Origin of the sequence: Mesorhizobium sp. WSM4989 (genome assembly GCF_029625795.1) — a bacterium.
Lineage (GTDB): Bacteria > Pseudomonadota > Alphaproteobacteria > Rhizobiales > Rhizobiaceae > Mesorhizobium.
Genome location: NZ_JARTVN010000003.1, coordinates 259796 through 276784, shown reverse-complemented (window position 1 = coordinate 276784; position 16989 = coordinate 259796). Strand labels below are relative to the sequence as shown.

The 16989-nt window shown below is 64.1% G+C and carries 22 protein-coding genes; 12 read left to right on the top strand and 10 right to left on the bottom strand.

Features of this window, described 5'->3' with window-relative positions; genetic code table 11:
• Position 1: 1 nt before the first annotated feature.
• A complete protein-coding gene (locus P9217_RS26225; RefSeq protein ID WP_278087900.1) occupies positions 2-1495 on the bottom strand; it encodes a sugar ABC transporter ATP-binding protein in 1494 nt (497 codons plus the stop codon).
• A 133-nt stretch (positions 1496-1628) separates the two neighbouring features.
• Between P9217_RS26225 and P9217_RS26220 the strand changes: the two genes are divergently transcribed.
• Entirely contained in the window at positions 1629-2552 is a 924-nt protein-coding gene (locus P9217_RS26220; protein WP_278087901.1) for an SMP-30/gluconolactonase/LRE family protein, read from the top strand.
• Between the two features lie 37 nt (positions 2553-2589).
• Here P9217_RS26220 and P9217_RS26215 read toward each other — a convergent pair whose 3' ends face one another.
• Entirely contained in the window at positions 2590-3507 is a 918-nt protein-coding gene (locus P9217_RS26215) for a polyprenyl synthetase family protein (protein ID WP_278087902.1), read from the bottom strand.
• Positions 3508-3637: 130 nt separating this feature from the next.
• On the opposite strand from P9217_RS26215, the gene P9217_RS26210 reads away from it, so the two are divergent.
• The 3 genes from P9217_RS26210 to P9217_RS26200 all read left to right on the top strand — a co-directional run bounded on the left by P9217_RS26210 (position 3638) and on the right by P9217_RS26200 (position 5342).
• Positions 3638-4345, top strand: coding sequence for a transglycosylase domain-containing protein (locus P9217_RS26210; protein ID WP_278056922.1), 708 nt, complete (start codon positions 3638-3640; stop codon positions 4343-4345).
• 153 nt (positions 4346-4498) lie between these two features.
• Positions 4499-4681: a 50S ribosomal protein L32 gene (gene rpmF / locus P9217_RS26205; protein WP_006203806.1), complete on the top strand. Its 183-nt coding sequence runs from the start codon at positions 4499-4501 to the stop codon at positions 4679-4681.
• A 259-nt stretch (positions 4682-4940) separates the two neighbouring features.
• Entirely contained in the window at positions 4941-5342 is a 402-nt protein-coding gene (locus tag P9217_RS26200) for a hypothetical protein (RefSeq protein ID WP_067319335.1), read from the top strand.
• Positions 5343-5376: 34 nt separating this feature from the next.
• On the opposite strand, the gene P9217_RS26195 is transcribed toward P9217_RS26200, so the two are convergent.
• Positions 5377-5898 (bottom strand): helix-turn-helix domain-containing protein, encoded by a 522-nt coding sequence (locus P9217_RS26195; RefSeq protein ID WP_127241459.1) that lies wholly within the window; start codon positions 5896-5898, stop codon positions 5377-5379.
• A 97-nt stretch (positions 5899-5995) separates the two neighbouring features.
• Here P9217_RS26195 and P9217_RS26190 point away from each other — a divergent pair, with 97 nt between their 5' ends.
• The 4 genes from P9217_RS26190 to P9217_RS26175 all read left to right on the top strand — a co-directional run bounded on the left by P9217_RS26190 (position 5996) and on the right by P9217_RS26175 (position 8386).
• On the top strand, positions 5996-6820 hold the full coding sequence (locus P9217_RS26190) for an alpha/beta hydrolase (protein WP_278087903.1): 825 nt from the start codon (positions 5996-5998) through the stop codon (positions 6818-6820).
• 91 nt (positions 6821-6911) lie between these two features.
• Positions 6912-7568, top strand: coding sequence for a glutathione S-transferase family protein (locus P9217_RS26185; RefSeq protein ID WP_278087904.1), 657 nt, complete (start codon positions 6912-6914; stop codon positions 7566-7568).
• A 6-nt stretch (positions 7569-7574) separates the two neighbouring features.
• A complete protein-coding gene (locus P9217_RS26180; protein WP_095799820.1) occupies positions 7575-7910 on the top strand; it encodes a metalloregulator ArsR/SmtB family transcription factor in 336 nt (111 codons plus the stop codon).
• A gap of 11 nt (positions 7911-7921) precedes the next feature.
• The gene (locus tag P9217_RS26175) at positions 7922-8386 is read left to right on the top strand and encodes an SRPBCC family protein (protein ID WP_278087905.1); all 465 of its coding nucleotides are present in this window, start codon (positions 7922-7924) and stop codon (positions 8384-8386) included.
• A 24-nt stretch (positions 8387-8410) separates the two neighbouring features.
• Here the strand turns inward: P9217_RS26175 and P9217_RS26170 are convergent, their stop codons facing one another.
• From P9217_RS26170 to P9217_RS26160, 3 genes are all read right to left on the bottom strand, one after another.
• Positions 8411-8686 carry a metalloregulator ArsR/SmtB family transcription factor gene (locus P9217_RS26170; protein ID WP_067002023.1) on the bottom strand — a complete coding sequence of 92 codons (276 nt, stop codon included), beginning with the start codon at positions 8684-8686 and terminating at the stop codon, positions 8411-8413.
• Between the two features lie 31 nt (positions 8687-8717).
• The gene (locus tag P9217_RS26165) at positions 8718-9965 is read right to left on the bottom strand and encodes an MFS transporter (RefSeq protein ID WP_067002026.1); all 1248 of its coding nucleotides are present in this window, start codon (positions 9963-9965) and stop codon (positions 8718-8720) included.
• A 102-nt stretch (positions 9966-10067) separates the two neighbouring features.
• Positions 10068-10262 carry a DUF1192 domain-containing protein gene (locus tag P9217_RS26160; protein ID WP_067002029.1) on the bottom strand — a complete coding sequence of 65 codons (195 nt, stop codon included), beginning with the start codon at positions 10260-10262 and terminating at the stop codon, positions 10068-10070.
• 109 nt (positions 10263-10371) lie between these two features.
• Here P9217_RS26160 and P9217_RS26155 point away from each other — a divergent pair, with 109 nt between their 5' ends.
• From P9217_RS26155 to P9217_RS26145, 3 genes are all read left to right on the top strand, one after another.
• Entirely contained in the window at positions 10372-11382 is a 1011-nt protein-coding gene (locus P9217_RS26155) for an NAD(P)H-quinone oxidoreductase (RefSeq protein ID WP_095799976.1), read from the top strand.
• Positions 11383-11676: 294 nt separating this feature from the next.
• Positions 11677-11817, top strand: coding sequence for a DUF1127 domain-containing protein (locus tag P9217_RS26150; protein ID WP_067002031.1), 141 nt, complete (start codon positions 11677-11679; stop codon positions 11815-11817).
• A 255-nt stretch (positions 11818-12072) separates the two neighbouring features.
• Positions 12073-12774 (top strand): DUF1013 domain-containing protein, encoded by a 702-nt coding sequence (locus tag P9217_RS26145; protein WP_095799823.1) that lies wholly within the window; start codon positions 12073-12075, stop codon positions 12772-12774.
• A 65-nt stretch (positions 12775-12839) separates the two neighbouring features.
• Here the strand turns inward: P9217_RS26145 and P9217_RS26140 are convergent, their stop codons facing one another.
• On the bottom strand, positions 12840-13559 hold the full coding sequence (locus P9217_RS26140; RefSeq protein ID WP_059189944.1) for a YafY family protein: 720 nt from the start codon (positions 13557-13559) through the stop codon (positions 12840-12842).
• Positions 13560-13781: 222 nt separating this feature from the next.
• Entirely contained in the window at positions 13782-13946 is a 165-nt protein-coding gene (locus P9217_RS26135; RefSeq protein ID WP_082953649.1) for a hypothetical protein, read from the bottom strand.
• Positions 13947-14130: 184 nt separating this feature from the next.
• On the opposite strand from P9217_RS26135, the gene P9217_RS26130 reads away from it, so the two are divergent.
• On the top strand, positions 14131-14310 hold the full coding sequence (locus P9217_RS26130) for a hypothetical protein (protein ID WP_067319322.1): 180 nt from the start codon (positions 14131-14133) through the stop codon (positions 14308-14310).
• A gap of 239 nt (positions 14311-14549) precedes the next feature.
• On the opposite strand, the gene P9217_RS26125 is transcribed toward P9217_RS26130, so the two are convergent.
• Both P9217_RS26125 and P9217_RS26120 read right to left on the bottom strand, forming a co-directional pair.
• Positions 14550-15575, bottom strand: coding sequence for a class I fructose-bisphosphate aldolase (locus tag P9217_RS26125; RefSeq protein WP_278087906.1), 1026 nt, complete (start codon positions 15573-15575; stop codon positions 14550-14552).
• 125 nt (positions 15576-15700) lie between these two features.
• A complete protein-coding gene (locus P9217_RS26120) occupies positions 15701-16897 on the bottom strand; it encodes a phosphoglycerate kinase (RefSeq protein ID WP_278087907.1) in 1197 nt (398 codons plus the stop codon).
• Between the last annotated feature and the right edge of the window lie 92 nt (positions 16898-16989).

Genomic DNA, 16989 nt, shown 5'->3' with positions numbered 1-16989 from the left:
CTCAGGCGGCTTCGGACACGGAAGCGGCGCTGATGAGCGCCGCCGTCGTCAAGGCATCGCCGGCGAGCTCGCGCACGATGCGATTGTGCGAGAAGACGAGCGCGCGGTGACAGATGTGGGCGACTTCCTCGAAATCGGTGGAGACGACGATCACTGCCAGCCCGGCTTCGACCGCGGCGGCGATCAGCCGATAGATCTCGGCCTTGGCGCCGACATCGACGCCCGCAGTCGGATCCTCGGCGATCAGAAGCTTACGGCCCGTCGCCAGCCAGCGGCCGACGACCACCTTCTGCTGGTTGCCGCCGGAGAGCGCCTCGATCGGCAGGTGCGGGTCATTGGGCCGCAGCCCCAGCCGTGCGCCGAGCTCCCGCGTCAGCTCGCTTTCCCGGGCCGGCTTCATGAAGGAGAAGAGCCCGCGGCCGACGGCCGAGGGGTTGAGATACATGTTCTCGCGCACCGAGAGCGACAGCGCCACGGATTCCTCGGTGCGGTCACGCGCAATCAGTCCGACACCGGCGGCAAGAGCGGCGCCGACCGAGGACAGGTCGAGGCGCTTGCCATCGAGCCAGACCGAGCCGTCGAAAGCTTCGGCCCCAAACAGCGCGCGGCCGACGGCTTCCTGCCCGGCGCCGCGCAGGCCGACCAGGCCAAGCAACTCGCCGGACCGTGCCTCGAAGCGAACCGGACCGACACTGCCGCAGGTGAGGTTTTCCACCCTGAGCCGTTCCGGCCCGTCCTGCCAATGCGACTTGGCAAACATCTGGTGCGCCGGCCGGCCGACGATGAGATCGACCAGTTCCTGCGGCGTGGTCTCGGCCACCGGCTTGACCGCGACCATGCGGCCGTCGCGCATGACGGCGACTCGGTCGGCGATGCGGAACACCTCGTCCAGCCGGTGCGAGACATAGATCATGCCGACGCCGCGCTCGCGCAGCGGCCGCAGCGCCTCGAACAGGCGCTCGACCTCGTCCGCCGGCAGGCTCGCCGTCGGCTCGTCGAGGACCAAGACGTCGGCCTCGGTGGCCAAAGCCCGGGCAATCGCCACCAGAGACTTTTCGGTGCGGGAGAGGTCCTGCACTCGCGTCGCCGGATCGAAGGCACAGCCGACCAGCGCCAGCGCGCGCTCTGCACGGCGCTCGGTGTCTTGCCAGTCGATCAGGCTTATGCGGCGCGAAAAACCCTGCGCCATGCCGACATTCTCGGCCACGGTCATCCATTCGATCAAGCCGAGGTCCTGATGGATGAAGGCGACCTTCTGCGGCTGATTGGGGCGGGGCGGGCGATGGTGATAATCCTCGCCGCGAAAGCGGATCGTGCCCTGGTCGCGCTTGTGGATGCCGGCGAGCGTCTTGATCAGCGTGGATTTGCCGGCGCCGTTCTCGCCGAGCAGCGCGACGATCTCGCCCTCATGGATGTCGAGCGAGACCGACTTGAGCGCCAGGGTGCCGCCAAAGCGCTTGGAGATGTCGATGAATTCGATGAGCTTGGGCCGCATTTTTTGGCCTCCTCCCAAGCCAAGCAAATGACTGAATTGCGACCGATGTTATCGCTAACATTTATGCAGGTCAAGTCTTGAAAATGGATCAACGCGCCGGCTATCGATGAGGCGGTTTTCGCGGAGAAGTACCATGTTCGGAGACATTGAAGGCGCTGGGTTCGAAGTTCTCAACGAGCGGTTCGAGCGGTGTTTCGTCGGTCACGTTGCGGTCGAGCGGCTGTGGACCGGCGGGCGCTGGCTCGAGGGCCCGGCGTGGTTCGCCGCCGGCCGGTATCTTCTTTTCTCCGACATCCCGAATGACCGCATCATGCGCTACGACGACACCAGCGGCGCGGTCTCGGTCTTCCGCTCGCCGTCAAACAACGCCAACGGCAACACCGTCGATTGCCAAGGGCGGCTTGTCACCTGCGAGCATCGCGCGCGGCGCGTCACCCGCACCGAGCATGACGGCTCGATATCGGTGATCGCCGACCGCTTCGAAGGCAGGCGCTTGAACTCGCCCAACGATGTGGTGGTGCGCTCGGATGGCACGGTATGGTTTTCCGACCCGCCCTACGGCATCGCCACCGACTACGAGGGCGACCGCGCCGAGCAAGAAATCGAGGGATGTCATGTCTATCGTGCCGATCCTGCAACCGGTGAGGTAACGCGAGTTGCCTCGACCATGGCAAAACCCAACGGCCTCGCCTTCTCCCCGGATGAGACGATCCTCTATGTCGGCGACACAGGCGTCACGCATCAGAAGGACGGGCCAAGGCACATCCGCAAGTTCGCTATCGAGGGCAACAATCTGCGCGAACTCGGCGTTTTCACCACCTGCACGGCCGGTCTGTTCGACGGGTTCAGGGTGGACACGACCGGCCGCGTCTGGGCAGGGGCCGGCGACGGCGTCCACTGCTTCGATCCAGACGGCACGCTGATCGGCAAGATCCGCATCCCGGAGACGGTGGCCAACCTGACTTTCGGCGGTCCCAAGCGCAATCGCTTGTTCATCACGGCGCGGCAGTCGCTTTACGCGGCTTTCGTGGTGGCGAACGCCGCGGGGCGGGGGTGAAAACCGCGACCTGAGCTCCGCGACGTCGGCTGCGGTCTCAGCTGCTCCGCGTGGCGATAAACGTTGCCGCCGCCTTCAGCAAATCCGCCTGCTCGCCATAGCGCTCCAGCAGCGCATGCGCCTGGTCGATCAGGCCGTGGAGCTGCTCGCGCGCCCAATCGGCGCCGTGCAGCGCAGCAAGTGTCGCCTTGCCGGCGGCGGCGTCCTTCTTGGTCGCCTTGCCCATCTGCTTTGCGTCGGCGGTGAGATCGAGCAGGTCGTCGGCTAGCTGGAAGGCAAGACCGATCGCCGAGCCGAACTCCGCCAGCCTTTCACGGTCGACGGCGGATGCGCCGGCGATGATGGCGCCTGCTTCGCAGGCAAAACGGATCAGCGCGCCTGTCTTCATCGCCTGCAGACGGATGATGCCGGCCTCGTCCGGCCGCTTGCGCTCGGCCTCGAGGTCGAGCGTCTGGCCGCCGACCATGCCGCCGGTTCCGGCGGCGCGGGCGAGCGCCAGCACCAGCGCCGCCCGCCGCTCGGCCGGCAACGCCGTCGCCTCGTCGGCGATGATGTCGAAGGCCAAAGTCAACAGCGCGTCGCCGGCAAGGATCGCGGTTGCCTCATCGAAAGCTTTGTGCACCGTCGGCTGGCCGCGGCGCAGATCGTCGTCGTCCATGGCAGGAAGATCGTCATGGATCAGCGAATAGCAATGCACGCATTCGAGCGCGGCGGCGACGCGCAGCGCCGCCTCGTCATTTGCCGAAAACAGCGCCGCGCTTTCCATCACCAGAAAAGGGCGGAGCCGCTTGCCGCCGTTGAGCACGCCATGGCGCATCGCCGCCATCAGGCGTTCCGGCCGGGCGATCTCGCCGGAGAGCAGAGGCGCATCGAAGACCTGCCGCAGCAGGACCTCGACTGCTGCGGCGCGCGTAAAAAGCGCGGATTCGAAGGCCACCTGGTCGTCTTTCAACATGGCCGGGACCGGTAGCCGACACTCAGACGTTGCGCAAGCAGCCTCGCGCCATTATGCCGAAGTAGCGGGTGGCACGGGTGGGGGCGACTTGACGGAACCGATCGTCGAACATGAAAGCGAAGGGCTGGACATGGCACGGCCGCGGCGCCTGAACCGCGCCGGTCTCAAGCGCCTTGGCCGGCGCTGCCTGGTCGCGGCGATCGTGCTGGCCGCGATGCCGGTCGCGCTCACCTTTCTCTATCTGCCGCCCTTCGTGCATCCGGTTTCGACGCTGATGCTGAAGGATCTTGTCACCTTCTCCGGCTACGACCGGCGCTGGGTTTCGATCGACGATGTGGCGCCGGTACTCACGCATTCGGTGATCATGTCGGAAGACGGGCAGTTCTGCTTCCATCGCGGCGTCGACCTCGGCGAATTGCGCGGCGTGGTCGACGATGCGCTTGCCGGCGAGGCGACGCGCGGCGCCTCCACCATCACCATGCAGACGGTGAAGAACCTGTTTTTGTGGTCGCGGCCGCTGGGCAGCGTGCGCAAGGTGGTCGAGCTGCCACTGGCCGTCTATTTCGATGCGGTGATGTCGAAGCGCCGCATCATGGAGATCTATCTCAACATCGCGGAATGGGGGCCAGGCATATACGGCATCGAGGCGGCCGCGCAGCATCATTTCGGCGTCTCGCCCAGGCAATTGTCGCGCCGGCAGGCAGCGTTGCTTGCCGTCAGCCTGCCCAACCCGATCGCGCGCAATCCGGCCAGGCCAGGCCCGGGTTTGAGGCGTCTCGCCAATCTGATCGAGCGGCGCGCCGGGCGTTCGGGCGCCTATGTCGGTTGCCTCGAATAAGATGAAGCGGCGCCGGCTCAAAAAAATTCGTGCCAGTGCTGGCCAAAACGGCGCAAGGCGTGTATAGGCACCCGACTTTCTCAGATTATGGCCTCGATGCGGCCCTTTCGCGAGGGTTGCCGGGGCATTTTGACCATGTAGTGGAGCATATCCATGGCCGTTCCAAAAAGAAAAACTTCTCCGTCGAAGCGCGGCATGCGCCGCTCGGCCGACGCCCTCAAGGCCCCGACCTATGTCGAGGACAAGAATTCCGGCGAAATGCGCCGGCCGCACCACATCGACCTGAAGACCGGCATGTATCGCGGCCGCCAGGTGCTGGAGCCTAAGGAAAGCTGAGAAGCTTGCACGGGAAAGCTGAGAAGCTTCCATGGTTGTGACGTTTTCAGAGGACCGGCCGCTGGCCGGTCTTTTTGATTCTGGCGACGGATGAAGGTCCTCGCGTTGGCTGGGCACGAGCCGCCGAAAAGGCAGCGGAAAAACGGCTGACATCGTTATTTCATTAGGATTTAGAGCGTGTTCGGCGCCATCGCCGAAAAGCCTTGACGGCGTGCCCGCCGCGCCTTTTACAAAAGGGTGCCTCATTGGAGACGCCCAGATGTTCGGTGCCATCCCGCTGCTGATCGTGCCCTTCGTCCTCTACAACCTCGGACTGCTCGGCCTGTTCGGCGGCGGCGACGATCCGTGGACGATCGAAATGTTCTCGTTCCGGATGATGTCGGGCGGCGTCTTCTCGATGACGCTCGGCGACCTGATGGTGCTAATCGGGCTGATCTTCCTCTTCGTCGAGATATCGAAATCGGTGCGCACCACCAATGCGTCGATCCTGGATCATCTGTTGTCGACGCTGGTCTTCATCGCCTTCCTGGTCGAGTTCCTGCTGGTGAAGGGCGCCGCGCATTCCGTGTTCTTCACGTTGATGATCATCGCGCTGTTCGATGTGCTGGCCGGCTTCTCCGTGTCGATGCGGTCGGCAAGCCGGGATATCAACTTAAACTAGGATTGCACCCGGCGACCCGGGGTCCAAAACGCCGTCAACCCGCGGCGGCGGCCTGAGGCTTACGGGCGACAACCGCCTCATAGGCGGCCTGCAGCTGCCGGCGCACGGTCGGCGTGCCGGGCGGCGTCTTCACCGGCGCTCCAAGATGTTCGTGGCGCAATTCGTCCATGAACCGATCCCACAACGGCGGGCCGCCTTTTTCGAGCAGTTCGGCTCGGATCGACAGCTCCTCGCTGACCGGCAGCCAGACGCGGCCCCAGGCGCCGAGATGCGCCATGATCGGCACAAGGGTGATTGCCATCTCGGTCAGGCTGTAGATCGCCTTCTGCTTGTGGCTGGGATCGTCCGCCTTGGTCAGGAGGCCGAGCTCCATCAGCCGCTTCAGGCGATCGGCCAGGATGTTGGAGGCAATGCCTTCGATCGAGCCGTTGAGCAATTCCCGAAAATGACGCCTGCCGCCGAAGATAATGTCGCGCAGGATGATCAGGCTCCAGCGGTCGCCGAAAACTTCCAGCGACAGATTGATCGGGCAGCCGGAGCGGTGCTCGGTGTTCATGCCAGTCTCCAAAAAACCGGTTGCACTATGATATCAGCCTGCTTATCGTGCAACTGATTGCAATATGCAAGCAGATTGAGAGATAGAGGAGGGAAGGATGACCGTCTTGCCTCGCCCTGAGATCCATTCGGAAAGCTTCGGCGACCCGGCCGACCCGGCGATCCTTCTGATCATGGGCGCCATGGCCTCGATGCTCTGGTGGCCGGAAGCCTTTTGCCGGGCGCTTGCCGAGCGCGGCGGTTTCGTCATCCGCTACGACAATCGCGACACTGGTCTCTCGACCAAGTATACGCCGGGCGCGCCGCCCTACAGGTTCGAGGACATGGTCGATGATGCCGTCCGTGTGCTCGACGATCACAATATCGCCAAGGCGCAGGTCGTCGGCATGTCGATGGGCGGGATGATCGCGCAGATCGTAGCGCTGAAATATCCCGAACGGGTCAGCGCGCTGACCGTGATCTCCAGCTCACCGCTCGGTGTCGATACGTCCGGTTTGCCGGGGACGAGCGAGGCCTACCGAGAGCATTCCGCCGAAGGTGCCGAAGTCGATTGGTCGAACCGGCAACAAGTGATCGACTTCATGGTCAGGGACGCTCGCGCAATCGCCAGCACCCTGCATTCGTGCGACAGCGAACGGACACGTGCGATGATCGAGGAGGACTACGATCGGTCCGGCGGTCTCGCCAGCGCCACCGACCACTTCCTGCTGAAGAGCAGCGGCCCGGAGCGGCGAATAAGGGATTTGACCGTGCCGCTGCTCGTCATCCACGGCACTACCGATCCGCTCTTCCCGATCGAGCACGGCGAGGCGCTCGCCGCCGCGGTTGCCGGCGGCAGGCTGGTGCGGATCGAAGGCGGCGGCCACGAACTGCACCGCAACGATTGGCCGCAAATCCTCGAAGCCATCGCCGCATTTGGCTAGCCCGGCGGGATTAGGATTGACACCAGCGGTCTGCGAAAATAGTTAAGTGATCACTTCAGTACTGCCTCGACCTCCGCCGACAGGAGAAAAAATGTCCCTGACGCTGTATTTCCATCCGCTCGCGTCCTTCTGCTGGAAGCCGCTGATCGCGTTCTACGAAAACAACACGCGGTTTGCGCCTCAGATCGTCGATCTCGGCGATGCGCAGTCACGCGCGGCTTTCCTGAAGGTTTCGCCGACAGGCAAGATGCCGGCCCTGCGCGATGACGCGCGGGGCCGCACGGTGCTGGAATCGACCATCGTAATCGAATATCTCACCGCCTATTATCCCGGGCCGGTCGAGCTCATTCCCGCCGACGTCGACCTCGCCATCACGGTGCGCCAGGCAGACCGCTTCTACGACTTCTACGTGCAGGAGCCGATGCAGAAGATCGTCGGCGACCGGCTGCGGCCGCAAGACAAGACCGATCCGTTCGGAGTCGAGCAGGCGCGCGAGCAGCTGCGCAATTCCTACGCCATCATCGAACGGGAGATGCAGTCAAAAACGTGGTCAGTCGGCGACCACTTCACTTTGGCCGACTGCGCCGCCTCGCCGGCGCTGTTTTACGCCAACAAGGTCGAGCCGTTCGGCGACAAATTCCCCGCCATGAAACGCTATCACGACCGTCTGCTCGAACGGCCGAGCTTCGCCCGCGTGATCGAGGAGGCGCAGCCCTATTTCAAGTTCTTCCCCTACAACAATGGCTAAGCCTCGATGCTGCATGATCCCGCCCAGCTCGATCTGATGTTCCAGGCGCTTGCCGATCCCGCCCGGCGCCAGATGGTGGAACGTCTGTCGCGCGGACCGGCATCGGTCAGTCAGCTCGCCGAGCCGCTGGCGATGTCGCTGTCGGCCGTCGTCCAGCATCTCGCCGTTCTCGAGACGAGCGGGTTGGTGAGCACCGAGAAGCTTGGCCGGGTGCGAACCTGCCGGATCGAGCCAAACGCATTGCGGGCAGCCGAGCATTGGATCAACGAGCGGCGACTGGCCTGGGAACGCCGGCTCGACCGGCTCGGCGATTTTCTCACGGACATCACCGACCAAACCTGAAGGGGTCCGTCATGACCGAACGATCCGTCGTCCATTCCACCTTCGTCATCGAACGCCTCTATCCGGCGCCGCCCGAAAAGGTCTATTTCGCGCTCAGCGATCCGGCGGCCAAGAAGCGCTGGTTCTTCGATCCCGACAACCCGATGCCGAGCCGGCATGAAATGGACTTTCGCATCGGCGCCAAGGAGGTGAATGCCGGCTGCCCGAGCGACGGGCAGACGCATTTCTTCAACGCCGTCTACCAGGACATCGTGCCGAACAAACGCATCGTCTACAGCTATGAGCTGCTGTTCGGCGAAACCCGAGTTTCGGTTTCGCTGGCGACGATCGAGCTCATCGCGGAAGGCAGGGGAACGCGACTGATCCTGACGGAGCAAGGGGCCTTCTTCGACGGCATCGACTCGCCGGCCACGCGCGAGCATGGCACCGGCGAACTGCTCGACGCGCTTGGCGCGGCGCTGCAGGGAGCGAACTGAGGGCCTCCGGCTGGTGGCCAGCGGTCACTCTCCAGGGGAGAGTTCCCAGAACTGATCCAGCCAGACATTCAGCCTGAGGAAGCCGGCGGTGCTGACGGCGTAGACGCGTCTGGTGCCCTCGGCCCTGGCATTGACCAGACCGGCGTCGAGCAGGACTTTCAGATGCTGGGAAACGGCCGGGCGCGAAACCGGCAAACCGGCGGCCAACTCATTCACCGTCTTGGGACCGCGCCGGAGCTCTTCCAAGAGATAGCGCCGGTTGGGATCGGCTATCGCCACGAAAGCGTCGGAAAACATCATGCCTCATTTGTGGGGCAAAGTTCCCCAAATCTCAACCATCGGTTTCAACCTTTGTGCGCGGGTCGAGCCGCAAGGCTTCCGGCGTGACGGCGCGGTCGGCCGGCTGCGTCTTGAAGGCATCGCGGTTCTCGATCGGAACCGGCGCGCGGGCGCGGATGCGGAGCAGCGTGTAACCGGCAAGGCAGAGATGCGCGAGCGCGGTCGCAAGGAAGAGCGCTTCGGGGCGCAGCCAGCCCATCAAAGCGGCGGCCAGCAGCGGTCCGATCATGGTGCCGAAGCCATAGAGCAACAGCAGGCCGCCGGAAACCTTGACGAAATCCTCCGCCCGCGCGTGGTCGTTGGCATGCGCGACGGCGATCGAATAGAGCGTGTAGGCGAAGGCGCCGTAGGCGGCCGTCAGCAAGATGACGAAAACGCCGGAACGCGGCTCGACCAGAAAGACCAGCACGGCAAACAGTGCCGCGCCGAAGGCTGCGCCCGCCAGCACGAAACGGCGGTCCGTGGTGTCGGATAGCCGGCCCGCGGGGAGCTGCATGGCCGCGCCGGCGATGACCACCAGGCTCATCATCAGCGCGATCTCGGCGGTAGAGATGCCGATGCGGGCGCCATAGACGGCGCCGAGCGTGCCCCAAGCGCCATTGGCTATGCCAATCAGAAGGCAGGCAACCGCCGACACCGGCGAATTGGCGTAGAGGCCTTTGACGTCGAGCTTGACATCCTGCAGCGGCTTCGGATGCGACTGGGTCGATACCGCAGTCGGAAGGAGCGACAGGCAGAACAGGATGCCGGTGATCATGAACAGCGAGGCCGATTTCACATCGCCGCCGGCGACGATCATCTGGCCGCCCATGATCGAAGCATAGGTGACCATCATATAGAGGCCGAAGACGGTGCCGCGATTCTCGTTGGTGGCCTTCTCATTCAGCCAGCTTTCGATGACCATGAAGGCGCCGGCCATGGTGAAGCCGGTGAAGGCGCGCAGCAGGATCCAGAAATACTCGTCGATGATGAGGCCGGTGAGGAGCGCAATGATTGCGCCGGAGGCGGCGAAGGCGCCGAACGCCCTGACATGACCGGCACGGCGCACCAGCCGCGGCGCGAAGAAACAGCCAGTGACGAAGCCGCCGGCCCATGCCGTGCCCATCAGGCCGAGCGAGGCGGTCGAGAACCCCTCAAGCTGGCCGCGCAGCGGCAAAAGCAGGCCATGCAGGCCGGAGGCCGCCAGCAGGAACGCGGTGCCGCGCAGCAGCGAGAGGATCGGTCGGTAGGTTGCGAACATAGGCTGATCCGGCTGGTAATTTCGAAGCGCAGGTCTGTTTGAGAGTGCAGCTCTGGCAGTCGCTTTCAGGCTTTTCCGGGGCGGCTGGCCATGCAGCCAGGATTATCCGCGGCGAAACAGTGCCTCGGCGGCGGATTTGGTGGCGCCCCTGGCGGCCCGCTCAGCTTCCAGCCTCGCGATCTCTTCGCGCAGCAGGTCAATGCGCTCGGACAAATCATCGACAGACAGCAGCGACAGATCCTGTCCGATCTCGTGTGGGCGGGGCTTCTTCCTGGGTTCGTCGTCGAAGATCGCCATCGTCGCTTCTCCCTGATTTCACCATTTGCCTGATTTGGTAATGAGCATACATAGGGCAGGGATGCCGATGCAAACAGCCGGCCAGCGGCATGAGGAAACGGGACAATTCATGGCAAGCGGACAGCATATTCCGGCAAAGATGACGGCGATCGCAATCTCGCAGCCTGGCGGTCCCAGGGTGCTGAAGCCGGAGACGCGCGACGTGCCCACGCCCGGCCCCGGCGAGGTCCTCATCCGCGTGCACGCGGCCGGCGTCAACAGGCCTGACGTGCAGCAGCGCAAAGGCGCCTATCCGCCGCCGCCCGGCGCCTCGGACCTGCCCGGGCTCGAGGCGGCCGGTGAGATCGCGGCGCTCGGCGACGCGATATCGCGCTGGCGCACCGGCGACCGGGTCTGCGCGCTGACGCCGGGCGGCGGCTATGCCGAATATGTCAAGGTCCATGCCGGCAGCGTGCTGCCGATCCCTGCGGGCTTTACCTATTCCGAGGCCGCGGCCGTGCCGGAGAACTACTTCACCGTCTGGCACAACGTGTTCGAGCGCGGCGGGCTGAAGAAAGGCGAGACGCTGCTTGTCCATGGCGGCTCGTCCGGCATCGGCACGACGGCCATACAGCTCGCCTCGGCATTCGGTGCCTATGTCGTCACCACGGCCGGCAGCAAGGAGAAGTGCGACGCCTGTCTTGGGCTCGGCGCCGACCGGGCGATCAATTATCGCCAGCAGGACTTCGTTGCCGAGGTCAAGGACGCAACCGGCGGCCGGGGCGCCGACGTCATCCTCGACATGGTGGGCGGCGACTATGTGGCGCGCAACTACGACGCCGCGGCGGTCGAAGGACGCATCGTCCAGATCGCCGTACAGGCCGGTGCGGTCGCCAGCACCGACTTCGCAAAGCTCATGGTCAAGCGCCTTGTCCATACCGGCTCGACGCTTCGGCCGCGCACTGTCGAATTCAAGGCAGCCATCGCGGCGGCGCTCGAGGCTCAGGTCTGGCCGCTGCTCGGCACCCGCAAGGTCGCTCCGGTCATGGACATGATCTTCCCACTGACGGAGGCCTGGCGGGCGCATGAGCGGATGGAGGAGGGCGAGCATATCGGCAAGATCGTCCTCGACGTCGGCTAGGATGCGCCCGATATAGGTGAGGCCGGCCTGCAAGCAATTGTGTCCTGCGCTTCGGCTGCTCACGTACTTTAAGTACGTTCCGCTCCGGTTTGCGGACCAACCGTTTTGGGCTTGGCCTGACCTGAATCCTCGACGCATCCTGGGCGTTCGGATCCTGACGAGAGACTGAACAAAGGCCTAATGCTGCAATGCACAAAATGCATTGCCGCCATGCAAAAGAGTCCGTTCAATTCGTAGGCAAGGGTGCCTATTTACGCGGCATCGAACAACTGATCCCGTGAATGGAGGACTGAAATGAACCCGATCCGCGCTTTCCGCAACTGGCGCCTCTACAATGAGACGGTGCGTGAGCTGAACAAGCTGAACGCCCGCCAGCTGAACGACCTCGGCATCAACCGCGGCGACATCGAGCGTATCGCTCGCCAGGCTCTTTGATTTGAAGCACGACCCGGCGGCAAGGCTGGGCCGTAGTCTCGAAGCCAGAGCCGTCTCAGACGCTTGCTCGTCTCCGGTTCCGAACCCGCTGGACTCCGTCCGGCGGGTTTTGTCTTTTTGGGTCCCAGCTGCTCCCCTCCCAAAAACATTGCGAAATCGTGACGGAGCGTTTATACAGGCCGCGAATTTCCCATTTTGGTGGCTCTAAAACCACCGCCCGCGCGGGAACGCGGGCGAACGAGAAGGATTTTTGACATGGCCAATACGCTGCTGATGCCCAAGGCCACCGCCGTCTGGCTGGTCGACAACACCGCGCTCTCCTTCGAGCAGATCGCGCAGTTCTGCGGGCTGCATCCGCTGGAGGTCAAGGCGATCGCGGACGGCGAGTCGGCGCAGGGCATCAAGGGCATGGACCCGATCATGACCGGCCAGCTCACCCGCGACGAGATCGCGCGCGGCGAGAAGGATCCGAACCATCGGCTGAAACTCTCGGACCCCAAGGTGCGGGTGCCGGAATCGAAGCGCAAAGGCCCGCGCTACACGCCGCTGTCGAAACGCCAGGACCGGCCGAACGCCATTCTCTGGCTGGTACGCAACCATCCCGAACTCAAGGATGCGCAGATCGCGCGGCTGGTCGGCACGACCAAGTCGACGATCGAGCAGATTCGGGAGCGCCGGCATTGGAACTCGGCCAATCTGCAGCCGATGGATCCGGTGACGCTGGGCCTGACCTCGCAGATCGACCTCGACATGGAAGTCAACCGCGCCTCGCGCGGCCGCGAGCAGGCACAGCCGGCTGCCGGCGACACGCTGCTGCCGGCGGCGCTGACCGAAAGGCTGACGCCGGCTCCGGAGAAGCCGAAGGACGAGGATCAGGAGCTCGACGCCAATGCCGTGTTCGCCAAGCTTTCGGCGCTGAAGTCGAAGGACAAGAAAGAAGACGGGGAAGAGGAGTAAGGTCTCCCAGCCCGACAAAAAAGCCCGCTTCGCGCGGGCTTTTTTGTCGGCCGTGCCTGGGGAGGTCAGGTCCGCGCCGCTCGATCGGGCGCCATGCCGTAATCCTCGCTGCGTTCCACGGCGCGGTAGAAGTCGGCGAGCTGCTTGCCGCGCTCCGGCTTGTAGATACGCCCGGCAATCACCACCGAGGCGATGCGGTCGATGCGGAAGGCGCGAAAATCGTCGCGCATCTCGCACCAAGCGACCAGGGTCCAGACCTTGCCCCAGAACCAGAGGCCCAGCGGCCGGATGTCGCGCGCCGTGCCCCGCCCGGCTTCGTCCGAGTAGTCGATGGTGAGCACCTGGCGCTTCTCGATGGCGCGCTCGATGAGGTCGATCGCCTCGCGCGCGGCATCGCTCACCACCCACATCGGCGTGTGGATCTCGGTGCGCGCGATGCGATCCTTTTCCGTGTCGGGCAGCACCGCGCCGATCTTGACCAGCGCCTCGTCGGCGGCCCTTGCCATCGCCGCGCCGCCAAAGGCGCGCACCATGCGGGCGCCGGCAACCAGCGCCACGATCTCGTCACGCGTGAACATCAGCGGCGGAAGGTCGAAACCTTCCCTCATCATGTAGCCGACACCCGCCTCGCCGTCGATCGGCACGCCGGTCGACTGCAAGTCGGCTATATCGCGGTAGATGGTCCGCTCGGACACCTCGAGCCACGTCCCGAGCTTCTGCGCGGTGACCAGTCTGCCTCCGCGCAGATGCTGCACGATCTGGAAAAGCCTGTCGGCGCGGCGCATCGTTTGACCCCTTGGCTTCGGTTCTACGCATGCCGCGGTCCCAAAACCGGTTCCCGCAGGTTCGAGGCTGCTTCAATAACGCAAGCCTCCTGACAACATAGTGTCAGGAGGCTGCAGCCACTCCACCACCGGACAACGGCGTCTTTCCTGAAACCCAGCGTTTCAACCGACATTACATCTGGGCGCGCCATGGCCGCTATCCAAGTCATGCGCCGAAAAATTTCAGTTCTCACGCACGCGGCCGTTATAAAGGTCCGGCCAACCGATGTCCTTGCGAATGTCCGCCGGCAAAGTGTTCAGGAAACGCTGGGTCCGGATCTCGTTCCGCACGGTGCGGATCTTGCCGACATAGTGCTGCACGCTACGCAGGATGGTAAAACCGTTCATGACCGAGCTCCTCTTTTTGACGAGAGGAGTATCTCACACCCCTGCTGACAGCAGTCTGTCAGCAGGGGTGCGAGGTAGCCGAAGCCGGCGCCAGAACGATCAGCGCGGTCCCATGGATGTCCCTTCGTTTGTCAGGAGCGATGCGGTGCGAAAGCGCCAAGAACCGCTTTGACAGCCGCCGAGGATGCTGCTCAAAGGCGGCATGACGAAACTGCTCGCCCTTGTCATCATCGGCATCATGCTCATCCAAATCATCAAGCCGCTCGGCTGGCCGGGGCTGAAGCGCCGCAGCGATTTCTGGAAGCTGGCGCTGCTTGCAATGGCCGCAATCTCGCTGGCGGCCGTGCTTGGTCATTGGGCTTGAGGCACGTCGATATCAGGTGGGGACGGCCTGCGAAAGGCGGCGCTGGCCCCCCGCTGTTTCGATGCCTCAGCTAGGAGTGCGGTCGGCAAAAACAAAACCCGGGCCTTGGCACCCGGGCCTTGGCCCGGGTTTTCAGCGCTTTAGGGAAAGCTCAAAGCGCGTCGACGCGCTTCAAGCCGTTATTGATGCATATCGTTGCCCCAGAACCGCTGCACACTTCTGGGCGACATGCATTGCTATCAGGCGGCCTTTTCCAGCGCCGGCTGCCATTGTCCGAGCGCCGCCAGATGATTCATGTGGGCGCGATGGATGAAGGCAGCCTGGCCGGCGGCGACGTTCGACGCCTTGCCGCTCCAGGCCTTCTGCGCGGCCGCCTGCAGGGCGCGGCCGTAGGAGAAGGAGAGCTTCCACGGATGCGGGCCGATGACATTGATGGCGTTAAGGTTGGCCGTCGCTTCCTCGTCGTCCTGGCCGCCCGACAGGAAGGCAATGCCGGGCACCGCCACAGGCACGGCTTCGCGAAACAGCTTGATCGTCTTCTGGGCGACCGCTTCGGGACTGTCCTTCTTGCCCGATTTCTTGCCGGAGATGACCATGTTCGGCTTGAGGATGGTGCCTTCGAGGACCACGCGCGCGGCATAAAGCTCGCCATAGAGCTTCAGCAGGGTCGCCTTGCTCACCTCGTAGCAGGTGTCGATCGAGTGGGCGCCGTCCATCAGCACTTCCGGCTCGACGATCGGCACGATGCCTGCCTCCTGGCAGAGCGCGGCGTAGCGTGCCAGCGCATGCGCGTTGGAGGCGATCGAGGTGGCTGACGGCACGCCCTTGGCGCTGTCGATGTCGATCACCGCGCGCCATTTGGCGAACCGGGCGCCGAGCTTATAGTAGTCCGCCAGCCGCTCGCGCAGGCCATCGAGACCCTCGGTGATGGTGTCGCCGGGAAAGCCGGCGAGAGGCTTGGCGCCGACATCGACCTTGATGCCCGGAATGGCGCCGGCGGCCTTGATGATGTCGACCAGCGGCGTGCCGTCGGCAGCCTTCTGGCGAATGGTCTCGTCATAGAGGATGACGCCGGAAATATAATTGGTCATCGCCTCCTTGGCGCGGAACATCATCTCGCGATAGTCGCGCCGATTGTCGGCGGTCGATTCGACGCCGATGACGTCGAAGCGCTTCTTGATGGTGCCGGAGCTCTCATCGGCGGCCAAAAGGCCCTTGCCATCCGCCACGATCGCGGCGGCAATGTCTTCGAGACGTTCGCTCATGGTGCTCTCCTAAGGTGCGTTTCATTCCGCGCTAGCAGAACACTACCGCCAAAGGAATGACGCCGAAAAGCTCGAATCGATTGAAAGTCTCGATAGCTGCGTCCGCTCGGAAAGTCTTGAATGACTCAGCGCTTCAGCACCTCGACGCCCGGCAGCGGCTTGCCTTCCATCCATTCGAGGAAGGCGCCGCCGGCGGTCGAGACATAGGTGAAATCGTCGGCGACGCCGGCATGGTTGAGCGCGGCCACCGTGTCGCCGCCGCCGGCGACCGAAACCAGCTTGCCTTCCTTTGTGCGGGCTGCCGCATGCTTTGCCGCAGCCACCGTGGCGCGGTCGAAGGGTTCGATCTCGAATGCACCGAGCGGGCCGTTCCAGACCAGCGTGGCAGCGCGGTCGATCCAATCGGTGACGCTCTTCACGGTTTTCTCGCCGATATCGAGGATCATGCCGTCTGCGGGCACGTCGGAGATGGCGACGGTTTGGCTGGCGGCACCCGCCTTGAATTCCTTCGCCACGACGCCGTCGGCGGGCAGAATGATGGCGCAGCCGGCTTCGGCCGCCTCGATCATGATCTGCTTGGCGGTGGAGGCCAGGTCATGCTCGCAGAGCGATTTGCCGACATCGGTACCGCGCGCGGCGAGGAAGGTGTTGGCCATGCCGCCGCCGATGACCAGCGCGTCGACCTTCTTCACCAGGTTCATCAAAAGATCGATCTTGGTCGAGACCTTGGCGCCGCCGACGATGGCCACGACGGGCCGCACCGGATTGCCGAGACCTTGTTCCAACGCGTCGAGCTCGGCCTGCATGGTGCGGCCGGCATAGGCCGGCAGGCGGTGCGCCAGGCCTTCGGTCGACGCATGCGCGCGATGCGCGGCGGAAAAGGCGTCGTTGACGTAGATGTCGCCATTGGCGGCGAGCTTTTCGGTGAAGGCCTGATCGTTCTTCTCCTCGGCCTTGTGGAAGCGGGTGTTTTCCAAAAGCAGGACGTCGCCATCCTTCATGGCGGCAACCGCGTCGGCGGCCTTGTCGCCGATGCAGTCGGAGGCGAAGCCGACCGGGCGGCCGAGCACTTCCGCCGTGGCGCGAGCGATCGGCTCGAGCGAAAATTCGGCCGACGGGCCGTCCTTCGGACGACCGAAATGCGCGAGCAGTATCACCCTGGCGCCTTTGCCGGAGAGCTCGGAAATGGTCGGCGCGATGCGCTCGATGCGGGTGGCGTCCGTCACCTTGCCGTCGGCGACGGGAACGTTGAGGTCGACGCGCACCAGGATGCGCTTGCCGCCAACGGCGCCGATATCGTCGAGTGTCTTGAAGCCGGCCATGGTCGTCCTTTCCGCCAAAAACGCGGCGACCTTACCCGCCACCGGGCACGATGCAAGGCCTGGGCCGCACAGCGCGTGCAAAAATGATGTCG

Excerpts from the sequence above, each read along its gene's own strand:
- P9217_RS26225 (WP_278087900.1), bottom strand. The coding sequence starts at position 1,495 with ATGCGGCCCAAGCTCATCGAATTCATCGACATCTCCAAGCGCTTTGGC.
- P9217_RS26220 (WP_278087901.1), top strand. The coding sequence starts at position 1,629 with ATGTTCGGAGACATTGAAGGCGCTGGGTTCGAAGTTCTCAACGAGCGG.
- P9217_RS26215 (WP_278087902.1), bottom strand. The coding sequence starts at position 3,507 with ATGTTGAAAGACGACCAGGTGGCCTTCGAATCCGCGCTTTTTACGCGC.
- P9217_RS26210 (WP_278056922.1), top strand. The coding sequence starts at position 3,638 with ATGGCACGGCCGCGGCGCCTGAACCGCGCCGGTCTCAAGCGCCTTGGC.
- rpmF (WP_006203806.1), top strand. The coding sequence starts at position 4,499 with ATGGCCGTTCCAAAAAGAAAAACTTCTCCGTCGAAGCGCGGCATGCGC.
- P9217_RS26200 (WP_067319335.1), top strand. The coding sequence starts at position 4,941 with ATGTTCGGTGCCATCCCGCTGCTGATCGTGCCCTTCGTCCTCTACAAC.
- P9217_RS26195 (WP_127241459.1), bottom strand. The coding sequence starts at position 5,898 with ATGAACACCGAGCACCGCTCCGGCTGCCCGATCAATCTGTCGCTGGAA.
- P9217_RS26190 (WP_278087903.1), top strand. The coding sequence starts at position 5,996 with ATGACCGTCTTGCCTCGCCCTGAGATCCATTCGGAAAGCTTCGGCGAC.
- P9217_RS26185 (WP_278087904.1), top strand. The coding sequence starts at position 6,912 with ATGTCCCTGACGCTGTATTTCCATCCGCTCGCGTCCTTCTGCTGGAAG.
- P9217_RS26180 (WP_095799820.1), top strand. The coding sequence starts at position 7,575 with ATGCTGCATGATCCCGCCCAGCTCGATCTGATGTTCCAGGCGCTTGCC.
- P9217_RS26175 (WP_278087905.1), top strand. The coding sequence starts at position 7,922 with ATGACCGAACGATCCGTCGTCCATTCCACCTTCGTCATCGAACGCCTC.
- P9217_RS26170 (WP_067002023.1), bottom strand. The coding sequence starts at position 8,686 with ATGATGTTTTCCGACGCTTTCGTGGCGATAGCCGATCCCAACCGGCGC.
- P9217_RS26165 (WP_067002026.1), bottom strand. The coding sequence starts at position 9,965 with ATGTTCGCAACCTACCGACCGATCCTCTCGCTGCTGCGCGGCACCGCG.
- P9217_RS26160 (WP_067002029.1), bottom strand. The coding sequence starts at position 10,262 with ATGGCGATCTTCGACGACGAACCCAGGAAGAAGCCCCGCCCACACGAG.
- P9217_RS26155 (WP_095799976.1), top strand. The coding sequence starts at position 10,372 with ATGGCAAGCGGACAGCATATTCCGGCAAAGATGACGGCGATCGCAATC.
- P9217_RS26150 (WP_067002031.1), top strand. The coding sequence starts at position 11,677 with ATGAACCCGATCCGCGCTTTCCGCAACTGGCGCCTCTACAATGAGACG.
- P9217_RS26145 (WP_095799823.1), top strand. The coding sequence starts at position 12,073 with ATGGCCAATACGCTGCTGATGCCCAAGGCCACCGCCGTCTGGCTGGTC.
- P9217_RS26140 (WP_059189944.1), bottom strand. The coding sequence starts at position 13,559 with ATGCGCCGCGCCGACAGGCTTTTCCAGATCGTGCAGCATCTGCGCGGA.
- P9217_RS26135 (WP_082953649.1), bottom strand. The coding sequence starts at position 13,946 with ATGAACGGTTTTACCATCCTGCGTAGCGTGCAGCACTATGTCGGCAAG.
- P9217_RS26130 (WP_067319322.1), top strand. The coding sequence starts at position 14,131 with ATGCTGCTCAAAGGCGGCATGACGAAACTGCTCGCCCTTGTCATCATC.
- P9217_RS26125 (WP_278087906.1), bottom strand. The coding sequence starts at position 15,575 with ATGAGCGAACGTCTCGAAGACATTGCCGCCGCGATCGTGGCGGATGGC.
- P9217_RS26120 (WP_278087907.1), bottom strand. The coding sequence starts at position 16,897 with ATGGCCGGCTTCAAGACACTCGACGATATCGGCGCCGTTGGCGGCAAG.